Origin of the sequence: Nonomuraea sp. AD125B (genome assembly GCF_041402765.1) — a bacterium.
GTDB lineage: Bacteria > Actinomycetota > Actinomycetes > Streptosporangiales > Streptosporangiaceae > Nonomuraea > Nonomuraea bangladeshensis.
This window is the reverse complement of the sequence record NZ_JBGLOU010000014.1, coordinates 61824-79103: the sequence shown is the minus strand read 5'-3', so window position 1 is coordinate 79103 and position 17280 is coordinate 61824. Positions and strand designations below refer to the sequence as shown.

Here is a 17280-nt window from a genome sequence, read left to right as displayed (position 1 = left end):
CGTCTGAGGAACAAAGGACAATGAAGGTAAAGCCGAGCGTCAAGAAGATCTGCGACAAGTGCAAGGTGATCCGCCGGCACGGTCGCGTCATGGTGATCTGCGACAACCTGCGCCACAAGCAGCGCCAGGGCTAAGTCGCCGCAAGGCTTCTCCGAGTCCGCCCCGATCGCGGGAGCGGGCTCGACGCATGAGAAGCCTCCAGTCAGTTAGCGCGTTTCACGCCTGAGCAGGCGGCCTTTCGGTCGAACCGTTCAGGAGACCCCCGGTCGGAGGCCGGGGCCCTCACCCCGGGCATGGGGAGGGGTAGTGCGGCGCAAGACCTCCGCCACAGAAAAGGAGAATGCCCGACCATGGCTCGCCTGGTTGGCGTCGACCTCCCCCGCGACAAGCGGCTGGAGATCGCTCTCACCTACATTTACGGGATCGGCCGCACCCGCGCCCAGGAGATCCTCGAGGCCACCGGTGTCAGCGGGGACCTTCGCGTCCACCAGCTCAGCGACACCGAGCTCGTCCCGATGCGTGACTACATCGAGGCGAACTTCAAGATCGAGGGTGACCTGCGCCGCGAGGTCCAGGCCGACATCCGTCGCAAGATCGAGATCGGTTGCTACCAGGGCATCCGGCACCGCAAGGGCCTGCCCGTGCACGGTCAGCGCACGCAGACCAACGCGCGCACCCGCAAGGGCAAGAAGAAGACCGTCGCCGGCAAGAAGAAGCCCGGTAAGAAGTAGTCCTCGCAGCCGCTGGACCGAAGACCTCAGGAGTAACGGCAAACAATGCCTCCTAAGAGCCGTCAGGGCGCGCCGAAGAAGGTGCGCCGCAAGGAGAAGAAGAACGTCGCTCACGGGCACGCCCACATCAAGAGCACGTTCAACAACACGATCGTCTCGATCACCGACCCCAGCGGGAACGTGATCTCCTGGGCCAGCGCCGGCCACGTGGGTTTCAAGGGCTCCCGTAAGTCCACCCCGTTCGCCGCCCAGATGGCCGCCGAGAACGCCGCCCGCCGCGCCATGGAGCACGGCATGCGCAAGGTCGACGTCTTCGTCAAGGGTCCCGGCTCCGGCCGTGAGACCGCGATCCGCTCGCTGCAGGCCACCGGCCTCGAAGTGGGCTCGATCCAGGACGTCACCCCGGTTCCGCACAACGGTTGCCGGCCGCCCAAGCGCCGCCGCGTCTGAGATAGCGCAGGAGATAGAGACACATGGCTCGTTACACGGGCGCGGACTGCAAGCTGTGCCGCCGCGAGAAGACCAAGCTCTTCCTCAAGGGCAGCAAGTGCGAATCCGCCAAGTGCCCCATCGAGATCCGTCCTTACCCGCCGGGTGAGCACGGCCGCGGACGTCCCAAGGAGTCCGAGTACCAGCTTCAGCTTCGTGAGAAGCAGAAGACCCGCCGCATCTACGGCGTCCTCGAGAAGCAGTTCCACAACTACTACGAGGAAGCCTCCCGCAAGACTGGCAAGACCGGTGAGGTGCTGCTCCAGATCCTGGAGAGCCGCCTCGACAACGTGGTCTACCGCGCCGGTTTCGCCCAGTCGCGCGACGCCGCCCGCCAGCAGGTCCGTCACGGGCACATCCTGGTGAACGGCAAGAAGGTCGACATCCCGTCCTACCTGGTCCGGGAGCACGACATCATCGAGGTCCGCGAGAACAAGCGCAACCTCATGCCGTACGAGGTCGCGCGGGCCACGGCCGGCGACCGCACGATCCCGGCCTGGCTGGGCGTCGTGCCGGACAAGCTCCGCGTCCTGGTGCACCAGCTGCCCGTCCGGCAGCAGATCGACACCCAGGTCCAGGAGCAGCTCATCGTCGAGTACTACTCGAAGTGAGCCTCGGCCGAGGTGCGGTTCGCCGTACCTCGGCTACGCTTTTCATCGGAGTGGTGTCATATAGCGGGCGCCACACGAAAAAGGGGAGAACCCGCACATGCTGATCGCTCAGCGCCCGACTCTCCTGGAAGAGTCGCTCGACGACACCCGGTCCCGGTTCGTGATCGAGCCGCTGGAGCCGGGCTTCGGTTACACCATCGGCAACTCGCTGCGTCGCACGCTGCTGTCGTCCATTCCGGGCGCGGCCGTGACGAGCATCCGCATCGAGGGCGTGCTGCACGAGTTCTCGACCGTTCCCGGGGTCAAGGAAGACGTCACCGACATCATCCTCAACCTCAAGGAACTGGTCGTCTCCTCCGAGCACGACGAGCCGGTCGTGATGTACCTGCGCAAGCAGGGCCCGGGCGAGGTCACCGCCGCCGACATCGCGCCTCCGGCCGGTGTCGAGGTGCACAACCCCGAGCTGCGCATCGCGACGCTCAACGGCAAGGCCAAGCTGGAGATGGAGCTGACCGTCGAGCGCGGCCGCGGCTACGTCTCCGCCGCCCAGAACAAGCAGCCGGGCCAGGAGATCGGTCGCATCCCGATCGACTCGATCTACTCCCCGGTGCTCAAGGTCACCTACAAGGTCGAGGCCACCCGAGTCGAGCAGCGGACCGACTTCGACCGGCTCATCCTCGACGTCGAGACCAAGCCCGCCATGAAGCCCCGCGACGCGGTGGCCTCCGCCGGCAAGACCCTCGTCGAGCTCTTCGGCCTGGCCCGTGAGCTCAACGTCGAGGCCGAGGGCATCGACATCGGCCCGTCGCCCACCGACGCCGCCCTGGCGGCCGACCTGGCGCTGCCGATCGAGGAGCTCAACCTCACCGTCCGCTCGTACAACTGCCTCAAGCGCGAGGGCATCCACACCGTGGGCGAGCTCGTCGCGCGGAGCGAGCAGGACCTGCTCGACATAAGGAACTTCGGCGCCAAGTCGATCGAAGAGGTCAAGCAGAAGCTGCACGAGATGTCGCTGTCGCTCAAGGACTCCCCGCCCGGGTTCGACCCGAGCGCGGTGGCCGGCGGCGGCTACGACGACGACGACAGCGCGTACGTCGAGACCGAGCAGTACTGATCACACACTGATAGCGCGGGCCCCCTGGCAAGCAGGGGGCCTGGCGGCCCGACTCCGGTACCTGGCACGGCCGGGGCGGGTTGACTCCGAGGAGAGAATCCCATGCCCAAGCCCACCAAGGGTGCCCGTCTTGGCGGCAGCCCGGCGCACGAGCGGCTGATCCTGGCCAACCTGGCGACGGACCTGTTCCGGCACGGCAAGATCCGTACGACGGTCGCGAAGGCCAAGCGCCTGCGTCCGGTCGCGGAGCGCCTGATCACCAAGGCGAAGAAGGGCGACATCCACAACCGTCGCCAGGTCCTGACCGTCGTCAGGGACAAGGGCGTCGTTCACCACCTCTTCACCGAGATCGCGACGACGTTCGCCGAGCGTCCCGGTGGCTACACCCGGATCACCAAGATCGGTCCGCGTAAGGGCGACAACGCCCCCATGGCGATCATCGAGCTGGTGACCGAGCCGCTGAACGCCGTCACGACCCGCCGCACCGAGGCTCCCGCCGCCCCGGCCGCCGCTCCGGCGACCGAGGAGGCCCCGAAGTCCGAGGCCGCCGAGGCCGACGCCGCCGAGGAGCCCAAGGCCGAGACCGCCGAGGCTCCGGAGGCTCAGGCCGCCGAGGGCGCCGGCGACGCGGAGAAGAAGGACGCGGAGAAGAAGGACGAAGCCTGATCTTTCAGGCAGGACGTATCGGGCCCGGACCCCTCCACGGGGGGCCGGGCCCTTTGCTCTCTCAGGGGGATTCATCGTGGTACGGCTCCGCCTCGACCTCGCGTACGACGGGAGCGAGTTCTCCGGCTGGGCCCGGCAGCCCGGGCGGCGTACCGTCCAGGGCGAGCTCGAACAGGCGCTCGGCCGGATCCTGCGCCTCGGCGAGCCCGCGACGCTGACCGTGGCCGGGCGGACGGACGCCGGCGTGCACGCCCGCGGCCAGGTCGCCCATCTGGACGTGCCGGACGACGCCCTCGCCGAGCTGGACGGCAACCGGGGACCGCTCGGCACGGCGGAGCGGCTCGCTGCGCTCGTTCGGCGGCTGGGTGGGGTTCTGCCCCTCGATGTACGGGTTCATCGCGTCAGCGTGGCTCCTGAGGGCTTTGACGCACGGTTCTCGGCGACGTTCCGGCGGTACGCGTACCGGGTGTGCGACACGGTGGGCGGAGTGGACCCGCTGCGGCGGCACGAGATCGTCTGGCACAACCGCCCCCTCGACCTCGACGCGCTCAACGCGGCCGCGGCCCGGCTGCTCGGCGAGCACGACTTCGCGGCCTTCTGCAAGAAGCGCGAGGGCGCCACGACCATCCGGGAGCTGCGGCGGCTCGACTGGGTGCGCGAGCCCGGCGGCGTGCTGGTGGCCACCGTCGTGGCCGACGCGTTCTGCCACTCGATGGTGCGGGCGCTGGTCGGGTCGCTGCTGGCGGCCGGCGACGGGCGGCGGCCGGTGGAGTGGCCCGGACAGGTGCTGGTCCGGGCCGTACGCGACTCGGGCGTGCACGTCGCGCCCGCCCACGGGCTGTGCCTGGAGGAGGTGGGCTACCCGCCGGACGCCGAGCTCGCCGCGCGGGCGGCGGCCACGCGGCGGGTGCGCACCCTGCCGGTCCCCGGCGACGCGGCCTCAGCCGCCGGTGACGCGGCGCTCCAGGACGAGTGAGGTCTCGTCGCGGAAGGCGCCGCTGACCTTCGGCAGCGTCTTCTCGTTGTCGGCCGGGGTGCGGCCGTCGGCGTACGTGGCGTAGCTGAAGACGATGTAGCGGCCCCAGACGAGGCCGGCCGCGTACCCGCCGGCGATCTGCACCCGATCGCCGCCCGAGCCCTTGGGGCCGGGCAGCGGGCGGAACCAGACGTTCTTCCCGAGGTCCTTCGTCTGGTCGACGGCGGTGGCGGCTTCCTTGGTCGGCAGGACCGCGATGCCCGTGGTGACCGCGTAGCGCTTCTTGCTGTCCACGTAGGTGGCGCGGAGGACGCGGGTGCAGCTCTGCGCCTTCAGCGCGTCGGCGAAGGCGCCGGTGGCGGCCTTGTCGCAGGTCGTCTCCATGCCGGCCTTGACCCGTTTGAACGTCGTGCCCGCCGCGCTCACCTTCTTCTTCGGGAACGCCTCCGACAGCGACAGCTTCTGCGGGTCGCTCTGCTCCGAGTCGAGAACGGACGCGCCGGGGCCGTCGCTGGTGACGGCGGTCTGCTGGGGCTGGCCCTGGCCCTGCCCCTGACCTTGCCCGTCCTGGCCGGACGGGGGGCCGGTGCGGGCGGCGGCCGTGGTGGGGGCCGGGTCGCTCACCGCCTGATAGGCGAAGAAACCGCCGGTGGCGACGCCGACCAGGGCGAGGGCGCCCAGGGTGACCAGCAGCGCCCGCTTCCCGCCGCCCGAGGGGGGCGGGGGTGGGGGCGGGATCTGGAACGGGGCCTGCTTGAACGCCCCCGGCGGGAACGCCGGGCCGCCTCCGGCCGTGCCCTTGCCCGCCGTGGTGACCGCCAGGCCGTGGGGCGGGGTCGGCAGGTCCAGGCTGGTGGACTGGCGCTGGCCCCAGGTGTCGCGGGAGAAGGGGAGGTCGGGGATCCGCTGCGGGGCCGTCGCGCCCGTCGCGTCCGTCGCGCCCGGCGGGAGCGGCGGGAGCGGCGGCCAGACGGGGACGTCGCCGGGCTCCGCTGGGCGGACGGGGGTGGGGGCGTTCGGATCGAAGGGGGTGGCGGGCGGCTGGTCGTCGTCCGGGGTGCCGGTGTCCTCGGGCGGCGTGGCGCCGTGAGGAGACGCGGGTGCTCCGGAGGGGGCGGCCGGCTGGGGCGGCAGGGGCGCGTCCGACGGTTGCCGCTGCTCGGCAGGGCGGGTGTCCACGGCCTCGGCCACGGGGGCGGAGAGGGGGATCGCGTGGCCGCCGCTGTGCCGTCGCGGGTCCTCGTCCGGCGTCGCGCCCTGCTGGGCGTCGTCGGAGGGGTGCCGGTGAGGACCTTCCTGAGGAACGGGGACAGCGCCGGGACGGGTGGCGTCCGGGTCGGTGCCGTCGGGAGAGGCGGGGTGTCCGGGCGCGGAGGCGTTCTGGCTCGCGGGCGGCGGGGCGCCTGGGCCGGGCGTGGAGATGCCCGGGGCGGTGGTGGCGGGGTAGGCGGTGAGCCCGGTGGCGGGCTGCGAGAGGCCGGCGGGGCGCTGGACGGGGTGCGGGCCGCTCGGCCCTTGCGGGTCACTCAGCCCTTGTACGTGGCCCGGGCCCTGCGGGTGGCTCGGCCCTTGTACGTGACCCGGGCCTTGTGGGCCGCTGGGGCCTTGCTGCAGGTGGCTCGGTCCTTGCGCGTGGCCCGGGCCCTGCGGACCGCTGGGGCCTTGTTGTGGGTGGCTCGGTACCTGGGGCTGGTCCGGGGTGGGCGCGGCGGAACTGTGGGGTGGGCGAACGGTGCCCTCCGGGTCGGTGGCGTTGGCGTCGAAGGCGGTGGGCTGAGGCTCGTCGGGCTCGGCCACCAGCTCGCCGGTGGCCGCGGGCCACGGGGGCATGGCGTGCGGGTCCGAGGGCGGGGCCGGCCATACGGGCATGCCCGCCGCTGCGGCGGTGAAGGCGGGAGGCGGCTCCCACGGGGGCGCACCGGGTACGCCGGGGTTCACGGGCCAGGACGGCGGGTCCTGCGCGGTCGGCTGCTGCGGGGCGGGACGGCCGTCGGACGCCGGGGTGGCGGACGGCCAGGGGGCACCCTCGGCGGGCTGGTGGCCGATCACGCCCTGGAGGTCCGCCTGGAGCGGCCCGACCCACGGGGTGTCGGCGGACGGCTGCCCAGGCTGCGGGACAGGGGCCTGCTGAGAAGCGGCGTCCGGAGAGCCGACGTAAGGGGAAGCGGCGTGCGGCTCAGCGCCATCCGGGAACGCGGTGTGCGGGGAAGTGGCGTGTGCCTCGGTGCCGCCTGGAAAAGTGGCGTGCGGGGAAGCAGCGTGAGGGGTAACGGCGTGCGGTCCGGTGCCACCCGGAGAAGCGGCGTACGGGGGGATGGGCTGCGGGCCGCTGACGTGCGGGTGTGCGGTCTCCGCGCCGGGGGCCTGCCCCATCGCGGGCGGTTGGGTGGTGTGCGGGCCGCTTGTGGGCTGCGGATGGACGGTTCGGGGGTCGCCGGCCTGCTGTCCCGTGTACGGGCCGCTTGGGTGCGGGGCGGCGTGTGGCTGGGCCGGGTACGGCACCGTCGGCGGGTGTTGAGGAACGTCGGCGGCCTGGGAGGGCGCGGGGTACGGGTTGGCGCCGGAGTGGGGCGAGCGACCGTAGCCGGAGGGCGGCTGGGCGCCGTAGCCGGAGGGCGGCTGGGCGCCGGGGCCGGGGGGCGCGGCACCAGGGTGGGGCTGGTTCAGGCCGGGATGAGTCTGGTCGGAGCCGAGGTGAGTGGCGCCATGGCCGGGTTGCGCGAGGCCGTGGCCAGGTTGCGCGAGGCCGTGGCCGGGGTGCGCGAGGCCGTGGTCGGGCTGGGCGGTGTCAGCGCTGGGGTGCGCGGTGCCGTAGCCGGGCTGGGGGGCGTCAGCGCTGGGGTGAGCGGTGCCGTAGCCGGGCTGCGCAGGGCCGTGACCGGGCTGCATGGGGCCGGGGCCGGGTGGGGTGGCGCCGGGGGTGGAGTGGGGTGGGGGTGGCGCGGGGTGGCGGGGGGTGTGGGACGGGGGGTCGGCGTCGGCGTGGTCGGCGTACCAGTCGTACGGTGTGCCGGCGTCCGTCGGCACCTCCCACGGCTGTACGGCGCCCTCTGCCCCCGACGGCGGCTCGGTGGGTACGGACCCGAGGATCGGGGGGACGACGGACACGGTCTCGTCGCCGGGCTCCTCCGCTGGGGAGGCGGGCGCCGGCGGTTGGGCTCGCCCGTTGGTCTGGCCGAAGCTAGGCGGCGGCGTCGCAGGTCGGGCAGTGTTGCCGGTGCCCTTGCGATCGTGTTCAGACCCGGGTTCCTGACCACGCATAGGGGGAGCCTAGCGAGAGAGGCGAGATCGTTACGTCGGTATGGGCGTTCCCAGAGGCAGTGGGCATCCCGTTTGGGGGGTTAAGACGGCAGAAGACGGGTTACGTCAACGGGCTGCCGGTCAGCGTCCGGTTGTCCAGAGCCTTGAAGACTGTCGCCTTCGTGATGTCGTCAATTGCCTGTGAAATGCGCTTTTGTCCCTTGGCGTCGGGCTTGGTGCCGTTCTTGTTCTGGAACCAGACGAGGACCGCATAGTGGCCGTGCGTCCAGATCCGCGCCCCGCCGCTGCCCGACCCTAGAAACTTGGTGACACTGTCCTTACCGGTCAGCGGCTTCACGTAGTTGCTCGCGTCGCCGACCTTGGCCACCTTGCCGGCGTTCTTGCCGGTCGAGAGGTTGGCCAGGCCGACCGTGCCGATCACCGTGCCCGCCTTGTCGCGGAAGCTCGCCCGGACGAATTGCGTGCACTTGGCGGCTTTGAGCGCCTTCTGCAGCTTGTCGCCGAGCGCGCCGTCGGTGCACTTCTTGTCCTTGCTGGTGATCGTCATCTCGTAGCCGCGGCCGGACGTGGTGAACTTCCGCTTCTTGCCGAAGACCTCCTTGACCGAGATGGGGTCGGGGTCGGTCAAGCGGTTCTCGGCGTAGCCGTACTTGCCGGGCGGCACGGACGGCAGCGGGGCCGAGGTGCGCTGCGGCTCGGCGGTCTCGGCGCTGGTGGGGCCGCCCGCGTTCCACATCATGGCGATGCCGCCGCCGAGCGCGCCGAGCACCAGCACGCCGCCGATCGCGAACCACAGCGGCGCGCGTGAGCGCGGCCCCTCGTCGTAGGGGCTCCAGCCGATCCTGCTGTTGACCTGCGTGGCCGCGCCAGGAGCGGGGTCGCCGGCGGCCTCCGCGCCGGGCGCGCCAGGAATGCCGGGGCCGTCAGGGCCGCCAGGGGTGCCGAAAGCACCGGGACCGCCGAAGGCACCGGGGCCGCCGGGACCGCCGGGAGCACCGGGGGCTCCACCAGGGGCGCCGGGGGCCGGTTGCTGCGCGGGTGCGGCGTCGTCGAAGGGGCGAGCGCGGCGGGACCGGCGAGGGGCGCGCTCCTGGGCGTTCTCAGGCTGCTCGGGAAAACCCATGCGGCGACATTACCGCGACGTGGCTCACTGAGTTCCGAAGTCCTGGGTCCACCAAGGGCCGTCGGGGCCGGACGCGACGCCCACGCCGATGGCCCTCAGGCCGCAGTCGAGGATGTTCCTGCGGTGGTCGGGGCTGTCGAGCCAGCCGCGCACCGCCTCCTCGGCCGTGCTGTAGCCGGCGCCGATGTTCTCGGCGGCGCCGTAGCGGTATCCGGCGCGCTCCATGCGGTCCCAGGGGGAGTCGCCGCCGGGGGAGTTGTGGGTGAGCCGGCCGGTACGGGCCATCTCCAGCGCGTGCGTACGCGCCGAGCGGGTCAGCCCCGAGTCCACCCGCAGCGGCCCGCAGCCGCGCCGCGCCCTGGCCGCGTTCGTGAGCGTGACGACGCGGCCCGCGAGGCCGGGGATGAGCGCCACCTCGGCGTCCTGGTCGCCGCCGAGCACCTGGGTGGGGTCGCCCTGGCTGTCGAAGGAGCCGGGGATCTGGCCGTCGGTGCGCGAGGCGGTGGGCTTGGGGGTCGCGCCGCCCGGGAGCCGGTTGGTCGTGACCTCGCGCGGGATGCTTTCGAGCTGCTGGTACGCCTTCTTCTCCACGGTCGGCGCGGGGTTGGCCGTGGCCGCGGCGGGCGGGGCGGTGCCGTTGAGGTAGATGTGGGGGTCCGCCGCCGGATCATCCGTCAATCGACCGATCAGCACCCCCGTGAACAGCACGGCGAACATGAGGCAGGTCAACACACCCAGATGGCTCCGGCGCCGAGCGCCCCGCTGGGATGGCCGGGTGTGAGAGGTCTGCCACATACCGCAAACAACGATAGGGATGAAAGGTCGTGGGAAAGAAGGGGTCCCAGGGAAACGAAATCGAACCGTTCTGAGTCGGGTAGACTCTTCCGCGGGTACCGGTCTTTTGACCTGCAGACAGGTGGGCGGGTAACCTAATCGTTCGTTGTGTGCATAGGTCCTGCGTGACCAATGCGCGGCGCGTCCGGCGTCATCTCCCGTAGCGAGGAGACGGAAGGTCCGGGCTGCCGTGTGCCCGCACCGACCGACCAATGCGGCTGTCGCATCCGACAGCGCCGAAGACGCGAGCATAAAGAAGGCTACGACCGTGCGCACGTACTCACCGAAGCCCGCCGACGTCCAGCGTCAGTGGTACGTCATCGACGCGACCGATGTCGTGCTGGGCCGGCTGGCCAGCCACGTCGCGACCCTGCTCCGCGGCAAGCACAAGCCGATCTTCGCCAACCACGTCGACACCGGTGACTTCGTCATCGTCATCAACGCGGACAAGATCGCGCTGAGCGGCAACAAGCTTGAGCAGAAGAAGGCGTACCGCCACTCGGGCTACCCGGGCGGTCTGCGTTCCGTCTCGTACGGCGAGCTCATGGAGAAGCGGCCCGACAAGGCCGTCGAGAAGGCCGTCAAGGGCATGCTGCCGAAGAACTCCCTCGGCCGGAAGATGGCCAAGAAGCTGAAGGTCTACGCGGGCGCCGAGCACCCGCACCAGGCCCAGAAGCCCGTGCCGTTCCAGATCACCCAGATCGCCCAGTAGTAGCGAAAGATTTAGAGGAGAACCGTGGCTGAGCCCACCGGTGTCGAGACGGTCGAGGCCGAGCTGGAGGAATACTCCGGCGAGGACTTCCCTTCCGAGTACACCACCGAGTCCACCGCCAGCGCTGACGCGCCTGTGCGTAAGCCCGTCACCACGGGCAACTCGTACGGCACCGGTCGCCGCAAGGAGGCGATCGCCCGCGTGCGCATCGTTCCCGGCACCGGCAAGTGGACGATCAACGGCCGTTCGCTGGACGTCTACTTCCCGAACAAGGTCCACCAGCAGATCGTCAACGAGCCGTTCGTCGTGCTCGGCGCCGAGGAGGCGTTCGACGTCATCGCCCGCATCGACGGCGGCGGCGTGACCGGCCAGGCCGGCGCGCTGCGCATGGGCCTGTCCCGCGCGCTGGCGATCCTGGACGTCGAGGTCAACCGGCCGCCGCTGAAGAAGGCCGGCTTCCTCACCCGTGACGCCCGCGCCACGGAGCGGAAGAAGTACGGCCTCAAGAAGGCCCGCAAGGCTCCGCAGTACAGCAAGCGCTAAATTGGCGCGCCTTTTCGGCACCGACGGGGTACGAGGGGTCGCGGGCCGCGACCTCACGGCCCAGCTCGCCATGGATCTGTCCGTGGCGGCGGCCCACGTCCTCGGCGATGCAGGCGCGTTCGCCGCCACCGGGCGTCATCCGGTGGCGGTGGTGGGCCGGGACCCGCGCGCCTCGGGGGAGTTCCTCGAGGCCGCCGTGGTCGCCGGCCTCGCGGCGTCCGGGGTGGACGTGCTGCGGCTCGGGGTGCTGCCCACGCCCGCCGTCGCCCACCTCACGGCCGCGCTCGGCGCCGACCTCGGCGTCATGTTGTCGGCCTCGCACAACGCGGCGCCGGACAACGGCATCAAGTTCCTGGCCCGCGGCGGCTTCAAGCTGTCCGACGCGGTCGAGGACGAGATCGAGCGGCGGCTCGGCGAGGAGTGGGGCTTCCCCGTCGGCTCCGGCGTGGGCCGGGTGCGTGACGCCTACGGTGAGGCCGACCGTTACATCTCGCACGTGCTGACCACGATGAACCACCCGCTCGACGGGCTCAGCGTGGTCGTCGACTGCGCCCACGGCGCCGCCCACATGGTGGCTCCGGAGGCGCTGGTGCGGGCCGGCGCCCGCGTCGAGGCCATCGGGGCCCGCCCCGACGGCCTCAACATCAACGACGGCTACGGCTCCACCCACCTCGACCGGGTCCGCCAGGTGGTCGTCTCGCGCGGCGCGGACCTGGGCGTGGCCTACGACGGCGACGCCGACCGCTGCCTCGCCGTCGATCACACGGGCGAGATCGTGGACGGCGACCGGATCATGGCGATCCTGGCCGGCGCCATGCACGACGAGGGCCTGCTGGCCAAGGACACCGTGGTCGCGACCGTGATGTCCAACCTGGGCTTCAAGCTGGCGATGCGCGAGGCGGGCATCTCCGTGGTGGAGACCGCGGTGGGCGACCGCTACGTGCTCGAACGCATGAAGTCCGACGGCTACAACCTCGGCGGCGAGCAGTCGGGCCACGTCATCATGCTGGACCACGCCACCACCGGCGACGGCCTGCTCACCTCGCTCCACCTGCTGGGCGTGGTGGCGAAGACGGGCGTGCCGCTGAAGGAGCTGGCCGCGGTGATGACGCCGCTGCCGCAGATCCTCATCAACGTCAAGGACGTCGACAAGGCCAAGGCCGGCGCCGACGAGCTGACGGCCGCCGTGCGGGCGGCCGAGGCGGAGCTGGGGGAGACCGGCCGGGTGCTGATCCGGCCGAGCGGCACCGAGCCGATGATCAGGGTCATGGTCGAGGCCGCGTCGGAGGAGCACGCCACCCAGGTGGCCAACCGCCTCGCGGACGTGGTCCGCAGAGCCTGCGGCACCTGAGCGACGAAAGAAGAAGGGCCCACGGGGAGCGCTCCCCGTGGGCCCTTCTCGTACCCCTGGTCCCATCGCTCTGCCCAGGAGTGCCGCGGTTATTCGTCTCCGGTCAAGGAATAGACGCGTAGGCGGCGGCCTGCCCAGAAGACGCCGGCGAGGGTGACGACGATCAGGGCGGGGACGGCGAAGCCCAGGGTGACGTCCGTACGGAAGAACGGGGAGTCGGTGATCTGGCCGGCGACGGACTGCCCCCACGCCTGGATGGAGAAGCGGCGGGCGCCCGGGACGAGGTTGCCCACGAGGCTCTCCCAGACCAGGGCGTAGATGACGCCGATCGTGACCGCGTGCCGGGTGACGACGCCGAGCAGCAGGAAGAGCGCCGCGTAGGCGATGCCCGCCACCAGGGCGCCGACGGCGAACCCGGCCGCGATGCCGGCCTCGTTCCCGACGAGCAGCCAGCCGGCGACGTACGTCGGCACCGTCGCGAACAGCGCCAGCAGCGAGACGGCCACCACGAACTTCGTCCGGATGATGACCGGGCGGGAGATCGGCTTGGACATCAGGTGGATGATCGTGCCGTCGTCGATCTCGGGGGCGATGACGCCGGTGCCGGCGATGAGGCCGAGCAGCGGCAGCATGGTGCTGAGCGCGAAGCTCTGCAGCAGCAGGACGGTGGTGCGCTGGTCGCTCTCGCCGACCAGCTTGAACAGCACCGCGAGCGCGATCAGGGCGAGGGGCAGCAGCAGGAGCAGCACGATCCGCCGCCGCCCGAGCAGGGCGCGGTAGGTGATGGCCGCGACGACGGTGTTCATCGAGAACCTCCGAGGAGACCCCCGCCTTCAGGCGGGGGAGGAATCGGACTCCTGCGGAGCGGGGCAGGAGCAGGCGGTGCGCCGTCAGGCGGACCGCCGTCTTTCGGGATCGTCCGGTGCTCGGCTGATCTCGCATCTAGGATCGAGGGGTGGCGCAGCTGGTGAAGCGGGCCTACAAGTACCGCTTCTACCCGACCCCTGAGCAGGCCGAGGAGCTTGTGCGGACGTTCGGCTGTGTGCGCCTGGTCTACAACAAGGCGCTGGAGGAGCGGACCCGCGCCTACACGCTGGAAGGCCGCGGCGTCTCCTACGCGGAGTCGTCGGCCGCGCTGACGGCGTGGAAGAAGACGCCGGAGCTGGCGTTCTTGTGTGAGGTGTCGTCGGTGCCGTTGCAGCAGACGCTGCGGCATCTGCAGGCGGCGTTCGCGAACTTCTTCGCCCGCCGCGCGAAGTATCCAACGTTCAAGAGCAAGAAGCGGTCGCGGGCGTCGGCCGAATACACCCGCTCTGGGTTCCGCTGGCGTGACGGGCGGCTCACCTTGGCCAAGATGGGCGCGCCGCTGGACATCGTGTGGTCGCGTCCGCTGCCCGAGGGGGCCGAGCCGTCCACGGTCACCGTGTCCAGGGACCCGGCCGGGCGGTGGTTCGTGTCCCTGCTGGTGGAGGAGAAGATCGCGCCTTTGCCGCCGGTCGAGCGGTCGACGGGCCTGGACGCGGGCCTCACCGCCCTGCTCACGCTGGCGTGCGGCGAGAAGATCGCCAATCCGCGTCATGAGCGTCGTGAGCGGCGCAGGGTGGTCAAGGCACAGCGGGCGCTGGCCCGCAAACAGAAGGGATCGAACAACCGGGCCAAGGCCCGGCTGCGCGTGGCGAAGATCTACGCCCGGATCGCCGACCGCAGGCGCGACTACCTGCACAAGGTCACCACACGGCTGGTACGCGAAAATCAAGTGATCGCCGTGGAGGACCTGGCCATCCGCAACCTGCTCAAGAACCATGCGCTGGCCCGCGCCATCTCCGATGCCGGCTGGCGGGAGCTGCGGCGCCAGCTGGAGTACAAGACGGACTGGTACCGCCGCACGCTGGCGGTCGTGGACCGCTTCTTTCCCTCCTCCAAGTTGTGCTCGGTCTGCGGGGCCCTGCAGGAGAAGATGCCGTTGAGCGTCCGGGTGTGGGTCTGTGCGTGCGGTGCGGTCCATGACCGGGAGGTGAACGCGGCCCAGAACGTGCTCGCCGCCGGGCTGGCGGAGAGCTGAAACGCCTGTGGAGCTGGTGTAAGACCTCAAGCGGGAGTCCTCCTCTCGGGCGGGCGATCGGCGGTGAAGCAGGAAGACCGACCGGCGACGGTCGGACTCTCCCTCGTTCAAGAGGGGGAGGATGTCAACCGGTGCTCCTGTTGATCAGGTACGAGAAGACGCTCTCCAGGTCCTCGTCGGCGGGGGAGACCTGGTGCAGGCGGACGCCTTCGGCCTGGGCGAGCTTGGGCAGCAGGCGGGCGAAGCGCCGGAACTCGGTCGCCTGGACCTCCAGGCCGTCGGGGCGCAGCGTGATGCCGCCGGCCGAGGGGTCGCGGATGAGGGCGGCGGCGAGCTTCCTGTCGTCGCTGGAGCGGATCATGAACAGGTGGGGGCGGTCGGTCATGAGCCGTCGGATGTCGCGGAAGTCGCCGGAGGCGGCGTGGCGGCCGGAGACCAGCACCTCGATGTGCTGGGCGACGCGCTCGACCTCCTCCAGGATGTGCGAGCTGAACAGGATGGTCTTGCCGGCCGTGCCCATGGCCCGGATCAGGTCCATGAGGTGCAGCCGCTGGCGCGGGTCCATGCCGTTGAACGGCTCGTCCAGCAGCAGCACGGGCGGGTCGTGGACGAGCGCGGCGGCGACCTTGACGCGCTGGCGCATGCCCTTCGAGTACGTCTCCACCCGCCGGTCCTTCGGCTCCTCCATCTCGACCGTGGCGAGGGCCTTGCGGGCGGCCTCCTCGGGGTCGGACAGGCCGTGCAGCCGGGCGGCGGACAGGACGAACTGCCAGCCGGTGAGGAAGCCGTAGACGCCCTCACGCTCGGGGACCAGTCCGATATTTCGGTAAATCTGGTGGTTCTTCCAGACGCGGTCGCCGTTGAGCGTGACCGTGCCGCCCGAGGGGGCCAGGAAGCCCGCCATCATGTGCAGGAGCGTCGACTTGCCGGCGCCGTTGGGGCCGAGCAGGCCGGTGACGCCGGGGCCGATCGTCATCGTCACGTCGTTGACGGCGACGACGTTGCCGTACCAGCGCGACACCTGGGAGAGCTCGATCTTCATCGGGCGGCCGCCTTCCGGTAGCGCAGCGCGAGCGCGCCGAGGCCGGCGGCGATCAGCAGGACGAGGACCGCCAGCGAGGCGGGGCCGCTGGGGTAGGGAGCCTCGTCGATGAAGTGCGACGGGGTGCCGAACAACCAGGACTGTACGGAGTCGACCAGCCAGAACGGGTTGAGCAGCGCCGCCCAGGAGGCCGCGGCCTCGTTGCCGGTCGAGTAGAAGGCGCCGTAGACGATGGGCACGGACGCGGACGACAGCAGGTAGACGACCATCACCGAGGCCACGCCGAGCCCGCGCCGGGGCGTGAACGAGGCCAGCGCAAGCCCGAACGCGGCCAGCAGCAGCGCCAGCGCCAGCGCCATGAGGACCGAGCCGGCGTACTCGCCGGTGGCCAGGTCGCCCGGCAGGTCCACGACCACCTCGCCCACGAAGATGAGGGTGAGGGGCGCCGCGACGAGCAGGAACACCGCCACGGTCATGGCCGCGACCTTGGCGACCACGTAGTCGGTGACCGAGACCGGCCGCGACAGGTAGAGCGGGAGCACGCGGTGGCGCAGGTCGGGGGCGACCACGGTGGGCGACTGCGAGGCCAGGAAGATCGCCACGACGGCCTGCATGATCACCGCGTACGCGCTGTAGGCGATGCCGCGCTCCTTGAGCAGCGCCATGAGGGCGATGCTCACGACGGCGGGCATCAGCATGATGGCGAACAGCGCGAACGGCACGATCTTGCTGCGCGCCGGGCGGCCGAGGCCGAAGATCCCGCGCAGGCTGTGCACGGCCAGCGCCCGGAACGAGTGGGCGCGGCCGAGCCGGGGCCCGTCGTAGTGGCGGTAGCCGATGTCGTAGATCTCAGACATGCGCCACCTCCTCCCTGAAGACGTCCTCGATGCGGTGGCGGCCCTGCTCCAGCCGGATCAGGCACAGGTCGAGGTCGGCGGCGGCGTCGCGGACGGCGTCGTACGTCTCCGGCCCCACCACCTCCACCACCAGCAGCCGCCCCTGCGGCGAGACGGTGTGCCCGGCCTCGGACAGGCGGGCGGCCAGCGCGTCCATGCCCTCGTCGACCTCGACCGTGACGGTCCGCGTGGTCTGGGTGAACTCGCCGATGGCCGACGAGCGCAGCAGCCGCCCCGCGTCGATGACCACGACGTGGTCGCAGATGCGTTCGAGCTCGCCCAGCAGGTGGGAGGTGACCACCACGCTGATGCCGAACTCGGTGCCGATGCGCCGGACGAGCGCCAGCATCTCGTCGCGGCCGCGCGGGTCGAGGCCGTTGGTGGGCTCGTCCAGGAAGACCACCTTGGGGTCGTGGACGAGCGCCTGGGCCAGCTTGACCCGCTGCTTCATGCCGGTGGAGTAGCCGCCGATCGGGCGGTAGCGCTCTTCGGCGAGGCCGACGTGGCGCAGCACGTCGGCGGCGCGCTCGCGGGCGGCCGTGCGCGGCAGCCCGGACATCTGGGCGAGGTGGACCACCAGCTCGGTGGCGGAGACGTCGGGGGGCAGGCATTCGTGCTCGGGCATGTAACCGACGAGCCTGCGGATCCCGGCGCCCTGGGAGGTGACGTCCAGGTCGAGTACGCGGGCCGTGCCGCTGGTGGGCGGCAGCAGGCCGAGCAGGATCTTGATCAGCGTCGACTTGCCCGCGCCGTTGGCCCCCACCAGCCCGGTGACGCCGGGCCCGACGGTGACCGTGAGCTGGTCGACCGCGGTGACGGTGGGGAAACGTTTGGTCAGCCCCTCGGTGGCGAGGATGTGCATGAGCCGG

17 protein-coding genes and 1 pseudogene are annotated in these 17280 nt (G+C 71.1%); 11 read left to right on the top strand and 7 right to left on the bottom strand.

Annotation, left to right across the window (positions count from 1 at the left end):
- The first annotated feature begins 20 nt into the window (after window positions 1-20).
- From rpmJ to truA, 7 genes are all read left to right on the top strand, one after another.
- Complete coding sequence (rpmJ, locus tag ACBR40_RS32775) at window positions 21-134, top strand: 50S ribosomal protein L36 (RefSeq protein WP_003956441.1); 114 nt, start codon at window positions 21-23, stop codon at window positions 132-134.
- 216 nt (window positions 135-350) lie between these two features.
- Window positions 351-731 carry a 30S ribosomal protein S13 gene (gene rpsM / locus ACBR40_RS32770; protein ID WP_020542286.1) on the top strand — a complete coding sequence of 127 codons (381 nt, stop codon included), beginning with the start codon at window positions 351-353 and terminating at the stop codon, window positions 729-731.
- Between the two features lie 45 nt (window positions 732-776).
- Entirely contained in the window at window positions 777-1181 is a 405-nt protein-coding gene (gene rpsK / locus ACBR40_RS32765) for a 30S ribosomal protein S11 (protein WP_012887860.1), read from the top strand.
- 23 nt (window positions 1182-1204) lie between these two features.
- Window positions 1205-1831, top strand: coding sequence for a 30S ribosomal protein S4 (rpsD, locus tag ACBR40_RS32760; protein ID WP_020542284.1), 627 nt, complete (start codon window positions 1205-1207; stop codon window positions 1829-1831).
- A 97-nt stretch (window positions 1832-1928) separates the two neighbouring features.
- The gene (locus tag ACBR40_RS32755) at window positions 1929-2945 is read left to right on the top strand and encodes a DNA-directed RNA polymerase subunit alpha (protein ID WP_020542283.1); all 1017 of its coding nucleotides are present in this window, start codon (window positions 1929-1931) and stop codon (window positions 2943-2945) included.
- A 102-nt stretch (window positions 2946-3047) separates the two neighbouring features.
- Entirely contained in the window at window positions 3048-3611 is a 564-nt protein-coding gene (gene rplQ / locus ACBR40_RS32750) for a 50S ribosomal protein L17 (protein WP_371251247.1), read from the top strand.
- Window positions 3612-3687: 76 nt separating this feature from the next.
- On the top strand, window positions 3688-4587 hold the full coding sequence (truA, locus tag ACBR40_RS32745; RefSeq protein WP_371251246.1) for a tRNA pseudouridine(38-40) synthase TruA: 900 nt from the start codon (window positions 3688-3690) through the stop codon (window positions 4585-4587).
- On the opposite strand, the gene ACBR40_RS32740 is transcribed toward truA, so the two are convergent.
- The 3 genes from ACBR40_RS32740 to ACBR40_RS32730 form a co-directional block, all read right to left on the bottom strand.
- Window positions 4552-7695 (bottom strand): hypothetical protein, encoded by a 3144-nt coding sequence (locus tag ACBR40_RS32740; protein WP_371251245.1) that lies wholly within the window; start codon window positions 7693-7695, stop codon window positions 4552-4554. The two genes, truA and ACBR40_RS32740, sit on opposite strands and share 36 nt — an antisense overlap.
- A gap of 253 nt (window positions 7696-7948) precedes the next feature.
- Window positions 7949-8971, bottom strand: coding sequence for a hypothetical protein (locus tag ACBR40_RS32735; RefSeq protein WP_371251244.1), 1023 nt, complete (start codon window positions 8969-8971; stop codon window positions 7949-7951).
- A gap of 24 nt (window positions 8972-8995) precedes the next feature.
- The gene (locus ACBR40_RS32730; RefSeq protein WP_371251243.1) at window positions 8996-9703 is read right to left on the bottom strand and encodes a CAP domain-containing protein; all 708 of its coding nucleotides are present in this window, start codon (window positions 9701-9703) and stop codon (window positions 8996-8998) included.
- Between the two features lie 370 nt (window positions 9704-10073).
- Here ACBR40_RS32730 and rplM point away from each other — a divergent pair, with 370 nt between their 5' ends.
- From rplM to glmM, 3 genes are read left to right on the top strand one after another with little or no spacing between them, the layout of a single operon-like run.
- Complete coding sequence (gene rplM, locus ACBR40_RS32725) at window positions 10074-10517, top strand: 50S ribosomal protein L13 (protein ID WP_020542277.1); 444 nt, start codon at window positions 10074-10076, stop codon at window positions 10515-10517.
- Window positions 10518-10541: 24 nt separating this feature from the next.
- Window positions 10542-11060 (top strand): 30S ribosomal protein S9, encoded by a 519-nt coding sequence (rpsI, locus tag ACBR40_RS32720; protein ID WP_329585493.1) that lies wholly within the window; start codon window positions 10542-10544, stop codon window positions 11058-11060.
- Window position 11061: 1 nt separating this feature from the next.
- Window positions 11062-12411: a phosphoglucosamine mutase gene (gene glmM, locus ACBR40_RS32715; RefSeq protein ID WP_344216690.1), complete on the top strand. Its 1350-nt coding sequence runs from the start codon at window positions 11062-11064 to the stop codon at window positions 12409-12411.
- A gap of 89 nt (window positions 12412-12500) precedes the next feature.
- Here the strand turns inward: glmM and ACBR40_RS32710 are convergent, their stop codons facing one another.
- On the bottom strand, window positions 12501-13217 hold the full coding sequence (locus tag ACBR40_RS32710) for an ABC transporter permease subunit (protein WP_344216692.1): 717 nt from the start codon (window positions 13215-13217) through the stop codon (window positions 12501-12503).
- Between the two features lie 149 nt (window positions 13218-13366).
- On the opposite strand from ACBR40_RS32710, the pseudogene ACBR40_RS32705 reads away from it, so the two are divergent.
- A pseudogene (locus ACBR40_RS32705) lies at window positions 13367-14617 on the top strand (RNA-guided endonuclease InsQ/TnpB family protein).
- Here ACBR40_RS32705 and ACBR40_RS32700 read toward each other — a convergent pair.
- Genes ACBR40_RS32700 through ACBR40_RS32690 form a run of 3 tightly spaced genes read right to left on the bottom strand, consistent with a single transcriptional unit; the run spans window position 14598 to window position 17273 of the window.
- Complete coding sequence (locus ACBR40_RS32700; protein ID WP_344216694.1) at window positions 14598-15515, bottom strand: ABC transporter ATP-binding protein; 918 nt, start codon at window positions 15513-15515, stop codon at window positions 14598-14600. The pseudogene ACBR40_RS32705 and the gene ACBR40_RS32700 overlap by 20 nt on opposite strands.
- A complete protein-coding gene (locus ACBR40_RS32695; protein WP_344216696.1) occupies window positions 15512-16372 on the bottom strand; it encodes an ABC transporter permease in 861 nt (286 codons plus the stop codon). Before ACBR40_RS32695 ends, ACBR40_RS32700 begins: the two co-directional genes overlap by 4 nt.
- Entirely contained in the window at window positions 16365-17273 is a 909-nt protein-coding gene (locus ACBR40_RS32690) for an ABC transporter ATP-binding protein (RefSeq protein WP_344216698.1), read from the bottom strand. The genes ACBR40_RS32695 and ACBR40_RS32690 overlap by 8 nt, the downstream gene beginning before the upstream one ends.
- Window positions 17274-17280 lie beyond the last annotated feature (7 nt).

Bases quoted from the DNA above. Each gene is read 5' to 3' on its own strand.
- rpmJ (WP_003956441.1), top strand. From the start codon at position 21: ATGAAGGTAAAGCCGAGCGTCAAGAAGATCTGCGACAAGTGCAAGGTG.
- rpsM (WP_020542286.1), top strand. From the start codon at position 351: ATGGCTCGCCTGGTTGGCGTCGACCTCCCCCGCGACAAGCGGCTGGAG.
- rpsK (WP_012887860.1), top strand. From the start codon at position 777: ATGCCTCCTAAGAGCCGTCAGGGCGCGCCGAAGAAGGTGCGCCGCAAG.
- rpsD (WP_020542284.1), top strand. From the start codon at position 1,205: ATGGCTCGTTACACGGGCGCGGACTGCAAGCTGTGCCGCCGCGAGAAG.
- ACBR40_RS32755 (WP_020542283.1), top strand. From the start codon at position 1,929: ATGCTGATCGCTCAGCGCCCGACTCTCCTGGAAGAGTCGCTCGACGAC.
- rplQ (WP_371251247.1), top strand. From the start codon at position 3,048: ATGCCCAAGCCCACCAAGGGTGCCCGTCTTGGCGGCAGCCCGGCGCAC.
- ACBR40_RS32735 (WP_371251244.1), bottom strand. From the start codon at position 8,971: ATGGGTTTTCCCGAGCAGCCTGAGAACGCCCAGGAGCGCGCCCCTCGC.
- ACBR40_RS32710 (WP_344216692.1), bottom strand. From the start codon at position 13,217: ATGAACACCGTCGTCGCGGCCATCACCTACCGCGCCCTGCTCGGGCGG.
- ACBR40_RS32700 (WP_344216694.1), bottom strand. From the start codon at position 15,515: ATGAAGATCGAGCTCTCCCAGGTGTCGCGCTGGTACGGCAACGTCGTC.
- ACBR40_RS32695 (WP_344216696.1), bottom strand. From the start codon at position 16,372: ATGTCTGAGATCTACGACATCGGCTACCGCCACTACGACGGGCCCCGG.
- ACBR40_RS32690 (WP_344216698.1), bottom strand. From the start codon at position 17,273: ATGCACATCCTCGCCACCGAGGGGCTGACCAAACGTTTCCCCACCGTC.